At 66.0% G+C, this 4,200-nt stretch carries 4 protein-coding genes; 2 read left to right on the plus strand and 2 right to left on the minus strand.

Annotated elements, in window-relative coordinates; translation table 11 throughout:
* Positions 1 to 465 precede the first annotated feature (465 nt).
* Positions 466 to 915 (minus strand): multidrug/biocide efflux PACE transporter, encoded by a 450-nt coding sequence (locus ACXJKH_RS16185; protein WP_457320825.1) that lies wholly within the window; start codon positions 913 to 915, stop codon positions 466 to 468.
* Positions 916 to 1,080: 165 nt separating this feature from the next.
* Between ACXJKH_RS16185 and ACXJKH_RS16190 the strand changes: the two genes are divergently transcribed.
* Both ACXJKH_RS16190 and ACXJKH_RS16195 read left to right on the plus strand, forming a co-directional pair.
* Positions 1,081 to 1,965 (plus strand): LysR family transcriptional regulator, encoded by an 885-nt coding sequence (locus ACXJKH_RS16190; RefSeq protein WP_256774774.1) that lies wholly within the window; start codon positions 1,081 to 1,083, stop codon positions 1,963 to 1,965.
* Between the two features lie 191 nt (positions 1,966 to 2,156).
* A complete protein-coding gene (locus tag ACXJKH_RS16195; protein ID WP_457320827.1) occupies positions 2,157 to 3,464 on the plus strand; it encodes a TPM domain-containing protein in 1,308 nt (435 codons plus the stop codon).
* Between the two features lie 8 nt (positions 3,465 to 3,472).
* Here ACXJKH_RS16195 and ACXJKH_RS16200 read toward each other — a convergent pair whose 3' ends face one another.
* Entirely contained in the window at positions 3,473 to 4,144 is a 672-nt protein-coding gene (locus tag ACXJKH_RS16200; RefSeq protein WP_457320829.1) for a VOC family protein, read from the minus strand.
* Positions 4,145 to 4,200 lie beyond the last annotated feature (56 nt).

Genomic DNA, 4,200 nt, shown 5'->3' on the forward strand with positions numbered 1-4,200 from the left:
TAGGGGTCCCGGTAGGGTTCTTCGAGGTTGAGCTAGTGCAGGCAGTCGGACCAGTCTGGCGAGAGATCATTGACCAAGTTCTTAGTTGCTTGGCGATATTTGTCGTGTGCGCAATTTTTGCTTTTTGGCGCCCGCATAGATTCTTCTTTGCAATGGCTTTGTCGTTCGTAGCGACAGAGCTGATCTTTCAGGGTTTTTCATTGCTTACAGGCGGTGTTGAGCAGCCATTGGCTTTAGTAGTTTTGACTCTTCTTCTGTCGGCCGGCTGCGCTCTCTGCGGCGCCGTTTTGGGCAGGACTGTCAGGAAGTGCAGGGCTACCTAGGCCGACAATCGCACACCTGAACAGCCTTTCAGCCGGAGCCAATGCATGAAAGTGCGACCGCGGGGTAATCGGCGATGAAAGGTTGCCCGTACGGGACGAAAGACCAAGAGCGGGCGTCCTGTTGGCGCGCGCGCCCCCATCATCAGGCCTCGCTAACCCGCGCAGCCTCCCCACGCCGCACCAACCGCTCCCGCACCTTGTCGTACACCAGGTTGTACACATACGTGTAAGGCAGGAAGAACGCGATCAGCCCCATCTCCAACAGGAACGCATCCCAGTAGGAGATGGACAGCCACCACGCGGCCAGCAGCACCACCACCAGCACCAGCCCACCCTCGAAGCCCACCGCGTGCCCGATACGCACCGGCACGGTCCGCTTGAACCCGAACTTCTTCTCCACCCGCTCGAACATTGCGTTGTAGAGCATGTTCCAGAGCATCGCGCACGTGGCCAGGGCGATGGTGAGTAYGCCGGTGTCGAACAGCGACTTGCCCAGCACGTAGGACATCACCGGCGCGCACAGGCACAGGGCGATGCCTTCAAACAGCACGGCGTGGACGATTCGGTCCCAAAGGGTCTTTTCGGTTTTCATGGGTGCAGCACCTGATGTTCGCCGCCGGCAGGGCCAGGCGGAGAGGAGAGCGGATCGAAGGAGGGGGAGGGGGCGGCGATCAACGCTCGTAGCGCGCCCGGAGACCATGGTATAAGTTTCAAAAATGGTGAAAAACCCCCAATATCGTAGGCGGCCGTTTCATATATGAAACACTTTCCGTGGGACAACCTGATGGTGCTGCTCGCGGTGGTCCGTGGCGGCACCCTGCGCGAAGCCGCCAAGGCAGCGCGCATGAGCACGGCCACGCTGTCGCGCCGGCTGGATGCGCTGGAAGAGCGGCTGGGCGGCAAGGTGGTGGAGCGCACGTCCACCGGCTGCATCCCCACCGAGCTGGGGCAGCGGGTGTTTGCGCTGGCCGAGCAGATGGAGGAGGCCGCCGACGAGATCGCCCGCGAAGCCGATACGCCCAAGGAGCTGGTGGGCACGGTGCGGATCAACGCCGACGAATGGGCCAGCTTCCTGCTGATCACCCTGTTGCCCGGACTGAATCGCCAGCACCCCGGCCTGGGCGTGGAGGTGCTCACCTCGCGCGAGCCTTACAACCTGGCCCGCCGCGAGGCCGACGCGCTGCTGCGCTACGGTCCGCCCGACACGACGGATCTGCGCGGTGACCGCGTAGGCCGTGTGGAATACGCGTTGTACGCCAACCAGGCCTACGCCGCGCGGCGGCAGGCGGCGATTGCCAACCAGGCGTGGCATGAGCTGGAATTCGTGGGACTGGACGAGCCGCGCGTGGAGTTCGAGGTGGAGCGCTGGCTGCGCACGCTGCCCGGCGCCAACCGCCCGTGGCTGCGCTGCAACTATTCGGTGGGTGTGCTGGATGGCGTGACTGCAGGTGGCGGGCTGGGGGTCATCGAGTGCACGGTGGCGCAGCACGTGGGCGGGCTGGTGCGCGTGCGCGATGCGCCGGCATTGAGCCAGGAGGTGTGGCTGTGGACGCACCGGTCGCTGTACGACACGCCGCGCTTCCAGGCGGTGCGCGACTTCCTCAAGCACGCCTGGCTCAATGCGATGGGTGAGCGCGGGTAGCGGGTGGTGTAAGGCGTGCGCGACGGCGTCATGCAGCCTTGGCAAGGCTGTCAATGAGGAAAGTGGCCCTTGCTCAATGCTGCGTCCAGAATCAGACGCCGGGATGCCAGGACGAGGAAGCGTGAGGCCCGCTCCGCATATCGCGTAGCATCGCCCCCAGCATGCAACCGGACGCGGCGATGGGGAGCAGGATGAAGCGACTGTGGCGATGGGCCTGGGTACTGTGTCTATTGCCGGTAATGGCGTTGGCCGCAACCACGCCGATTCTCGAACTGCATGACCCGGTGGTGGACACGGTTGGCGTTCTCGACGCCAGCCAGACCGCGCAATTGCGCGCGCAGGCGCTGGACCTGCAGGCACGGCGCGGTGCGCAGTTGCAGATCCTGGTGGTGGACAGCACCGGCGAGGACGGCATCGAAGCCTACGCGCTACGGGTGTTCGACCAGTGGAAGATTGGCCGCCAGGGAGTGGATGACGGCGTGCTGCTGGTGCTGGCCATGGGCGACCGCCGTGTGCGCATCCAGACCGGCTATGGGCTGGAAGGCGCGATTCCGGATGCCTACGCTCAGCGGATCATCGACCAGGCCATCCTCCCGCGTCTACGCGAGGGTGAGCCCGCCCAAGGACTGATCGACGGCAGTGCGCTGCTGGTGCGGCTGGTGGATGGCGAGGCGCTGCCGCCGCCCAGCGACGATGCCGATGCCCACGTGACCCGGCTGCCGCAGGACTGGCGGCGGGGCGACAGCATCGTGGCGCTCGCACTGCTGGCCGGCTTTCTGCTGGGGCTATGGCCGCGACGTCCCGCAGTGGACGCCAAGGCGCCTGTGCGGCGCTGGTGGATGCGGCCGCTGCTGATGGCGGGTGCGGTGGCGATCGGCGCGCTGGCCTGTGCGCTGCTGAGCCCGGGTGCGACCCCGGCGCTGGCCATCGCGATGGGTTTCCTGGTGCCAATGGCTGCCGTGCTCGGTTGGCTATGGCGGGACAACGGGCCATCGCGCTGGGCGCTGGGTCCGCTGCTGGTCGCCTGTGTCGCGGGCGACATCGCATGGCTCTGGTCCGGTCGCCCCCTGCCCAGCTTGGCGCTGCACATCGCAGCAGTGGTCGTGCTGGCCTTCGTGGGGATGGTGATCACGTTCCTGGTGCTCGCGCTGCGCTCCAGTTGGCGGGTGGGGCGCATCGGCTTCTTCGCACGGCTGGTGTTCCTGTCGATGCTGACCGCAGGCTTCGTCTGGCTGGTGCAGCGTACCTTCGCGAAGATGGGCAGTGACGCCGGTACGGTGATGCTGGTGGCGGGCACGTTCGTTCTGTATTTCGCCTGGACGTTGGTGATGGCACTGCACCAGCGGCCCCAGAAGGGCGGCAAGGGCCGGCGACGCGGCGGCGGCTCGCGCCGCAATGACGAGCGTAGTTCGTCCAACAGCTCATCCAGTAGTTCGTCCAGCAGTTGGTCCGGTGGTGGCGGACGCAGTGGCGGTGGCGGCGCATCGGGAAGCTGGTAAGCGTCGGATCAGGCCGAATACATGCGCCAACCGAGCGCAGCGTCGATGAGTTCGGCGCCGGCCGTAACGCCGCTCAACCGCGCCTGCACGCCCCGTGCATTGGGCAGCGAGCGCTGCTCGGGGAACCAGCGGCGGGTAACGTCGGCCACGATCAGCAGCCCTTCGTCATCGCCCATCGGCGCGAAGTAGGGCGTTGGTGGCGACAGCGGTTCCAGGCCGAACGTGGCTTCAATCCGCGCCTGCGTGACAGCAACGGACACCGCCGGCAGGCCGACCTCGCTGATGCAGGTCATCTCGCTGCCGTGGAAGGCGCCGTGCAGCGCCGACGCGGGCAGGCGCCGGCGTGCGATCAGCTCCAGGATCAGGCCGTCGGGGCMGGTGAAGTAGATCGATTCCGAATCCCAGCGGCCTTCGAAGGTGAAGTGTTCCTGGCCCTCGGCATTGCGCTGGCGCGTGGCGCGTGCATCCAGCCACGCGGTGGCTTCGGTGAAGCGGTTGTGTGGCACGTTGAAGGCAAGATGCACGCCGCCGACCGGCAGTTCGCCCGCAGGAACAAGCTGCAAGGTGCTCCAGCCCACCTGCACGCGATCACCGTCCACCGGCAATTGCAGCACATCGCGGAAGTACGCCGCCACGGCGGCGAGATCGGAAACCGGCAGGATCAGGTGGTCGATACGCATGCAGGCATGGTGCAGCGGACGCACGTGCAGGTCCAGTGCACGGCGCACATTCACCC

This window comes from Stenotrophomonas sp. P5_B8 (assembly GCF_054049855.1).

Coding starts and splice junctions, on each gene's coding strand:
- ACXJKH_RS16195 (WP_457320827.1), top strand. CDS start 2,157: ATGAAGCGACTGTGGCGATGGGCCTGGGTACTGTGTCTATTGCCGGTA.
- ACXJKH_RS16190 (WP_256774774.1), top strand. CDS start 1,081: ATGAAACACTTTCCGTGGGACAACCTGATGGTGCTGCTCGCGGTGGTC.